The sequence below is a fragment of the Rhodococcus chondri genome, from assembly GCF_036327435.1.
GTDB lineage: Bacteria > Actinomycetota > Actinomycetes > Mycobacteriales > Mycobacteriaceae > Rhodococcus > Rhodococcus chondri.
The window spans coordinates 1-2,373 of the sequence record NZ_JAUZMZ010000327.1 but is presented as its reverse complement, the minus strand read 5'-3'; the positions used below and the strand labels follow the sequence as shown (position 1 = coordinate 2,373).

2 protein-coding genes are annotated in these 2,373 nt (G+C 61.6%); both read left to right on the top strand.

Annotated elements, in window-relative coordinates; genetic code table 11:
* Positions 1-164 precede the first annotated feature (164 nt).
* Positions 165-851: a TetR/AcrR family transcriptional regulator gene (locus Q8814_RS25770; protein ID WP_330154777.1), complete on the top strand. Its 687-nt coding sequence runs from the start codon at positions 165-167 to the stop codon at positions 849-851.
* Positions 852-1,501: 650 nt separating this feature from the next.
* Complete coding sequence (locus Q8814_RS25765; protein WP_330154776.1) at positions 1,502-2,089, top strand: recombinase family protein; 588 nt, start codon at positions 1,502-1,504, stop codon at positions 2,087-2,089.
* The last annotated feature ends 284 nt before the right edge of the window (positions 2,090-2,373 follow it).

Here is a 2,373-nt window from a genome sequence, read left to right as displayed (position 1 = left end):
CTCACCACCCGATGGCAAGCCCTCAACAGGATCACTCTGTGCCCCAAACGAATCGGCTCCATCACCCAAGCAGCGCTTGTCCTGACGCAATTCGAGCATGCAGGTCGCTATTGAGAAAACCTCACTGAATTCAGAGATGCATCCTGATTCGCTACGATACTGACATGGCAGATACGACCGGACATGTGAAACGCCGGCGTCCGCAGACGCGCCAGCGCTTACTCGATGCCGCGTTGGAGGTGTATGCGGAGCGAGGTTTCGGCAACAGCAGCGTCGAGCACGTCTGCGAGCGTGCAGGATTCACCAGAGGTGCTTTCTATTCCAACTTCACCTCGTTGGAAGAGCTGTTCCTCGCGATGTGGGAACAACGTTCGATGCAGATGCTGTCCGATGTCGAGGCCTTGTTCTCCCCCGGAGATCAACCACGGGTTGGCTCGTTGAGCGAGATCGTCGAACGGGTATTGACGGTGGTGCCCATCGACGACCAGTGGTACCGGGTCAACGCCGAGTTCACCGCGCATGCACTACGTAATCCCGCGCTCAAACGGGTCATCGTTGCGCGTGAACAGGGGATCCTTGCCACTCTCATGCCTCTGCTTGATCAGTTGCTTGCCCAGCTCGGGCTCGAGGTCACCGACCACGCGGCGTTGGGGCCGGCGCTGGTCGCGGTGCACGACGGAACTCTGGTGCAGTGTCTGTTCGACGATGATGCCGGGGCCGCACGCTTACGGCGAGCGGAATTGTTCACCGTCTTGGTCGAGCACTACACACGCGCAGTGCGCCGGAAGGCAGCAGCGGACCGCACGCACAACCCACGAGGATCCTCCCGAGCGCAAAACCTCTCGACGTAACACAAGAGTCGAGTTCGTTCGATGACGTCGGTTCTCGCTCATGCACGCGGACAGCGGGGCCGCACGCCAGATCCTGGTATGCCGATGACCCCGGTGGACGTACGCGCCGAGCAGCGTGGGGTGTCCCTGTTGTCGGCTGCGATCAGCTGGTGCACTCTCTGAACGCTCGGATAGCCTGTGCGAGTTGTTCGGGCCGCTCGACGGCGGGCGAGTGACCGGCACCCTCGATCACCTCGACGTCGGCACCGGCCGCCGCGTAGCGGACGAGGGTGTGGGTGCGTGGTCGCAGTTCTGGGATCGCTGCAGTGCAGTGCCGTACGACGTCGAGCTATGCAGTCTTGTAAGGATGAACCTGGCGTCGGACTACAGACCGTTGCCATCAGGCGGAGCCGAAAGAGTGTGCACCGCTTCAATATCGACGCTCGGACTCGACCAAGCCGAACGCTGGGTATGGTGAGCCACGCGAAGCTTCCCTAACCATCGACCGGCCAGTCTCAACTCAAGCTTGGTGGCGTGTGTACACGTCTTCTGAAACAGTGCAGTCGTCTTCTGAAACTGACACCTGCGGAAGACGGCCATCCGACCGTCCTGTTTAACCGTCCTGTATGTCGGTCTCGTATAGCTGACCCAAACAGCACTATCGTCGCCTCATGGACGGAATCCTGATCGGCTATGCCCGATGCAGCACCGCGGGCCAAGATCTGCGAGCGCAACGCACAGCCCTCAAAGGCCTCGGAGTCCCCGACGACCGGATCTACACCGACAAGGGCTACACCGGCCGCAACCGACACCGACCCGGTCTACGCGAAGCACTCGCCGCCTGCCGCGAAGGCGACACCCCCGTCGTCACCAAACTCGACCGCCTCGGCCGCTCCGCCGTCGACCTCCGGGCGATCGCCGACGAACTCGAGGCCAAAGGCACCCGACTGAGCATCGGCGGCTCCGTCCACGACCCGACTGATCCCACCGGCAAGCTTTTCTTCGGCATGTTGTCGCTGATGGCCGAGTTCGAATCCGACCTCATCCGCGCCCGCACCCGCGAAGGCATGGCCGAAGCGAAGAAGGCCGGCCGACTCAAAGGCAAGCAACCGAAGCTGTCCGCCTTGCAGCGCAAACGCCTGCTCGCCGACTACGAATCCGGCGAATACACCGCCGGCCAGCTCTGCGAGATCAGCGGACTCTCGCGTTCCGCGATGTACGCAACCCTCCGCCGCGCCCGAGAAGAGATCACCGCATAACGGCAGGCTTTCTTAAGATGTTCTGCACACGGGACATCAGTTGCCTGACCTCATGCGATTCCGGCGAGACTCTAACGCTCTGCGTGCCGCAGCGAGTTCGTTCTTCTCGAAGCGATCATCGGCGAACTGAATCGCAGCGTCGATGACTTCGGCCAGTCCCCAGGGCGCCGTAGTTGTTGATTAGCGACCCCGTGAGCTGGGGTTTTCGTTTTATTCGAGGTGCTGTCCGGGCCGGTGGAGCGGGCATGGGGACAGGGATTGATCATGGGTGTGTCTTACGCATC

What these genes read in the sequence shown, in the direction of transcription:
- Q8814_RS25770 (WP_330154777.1), top strand. Translation starts at nt 165, where the DNA reads ATGGCAGATACGACCGGACATGTGAAACGCCGGCGTCCGCAGACGCGC.
- Q8814_RS25765 (WP_330154776.1), top strand. Translation starts at nt 1,502, where the DNA reads ATGGACGGAATCCTGATCGGCTATGCCCGATGCAGCACCGCGGGCCAA.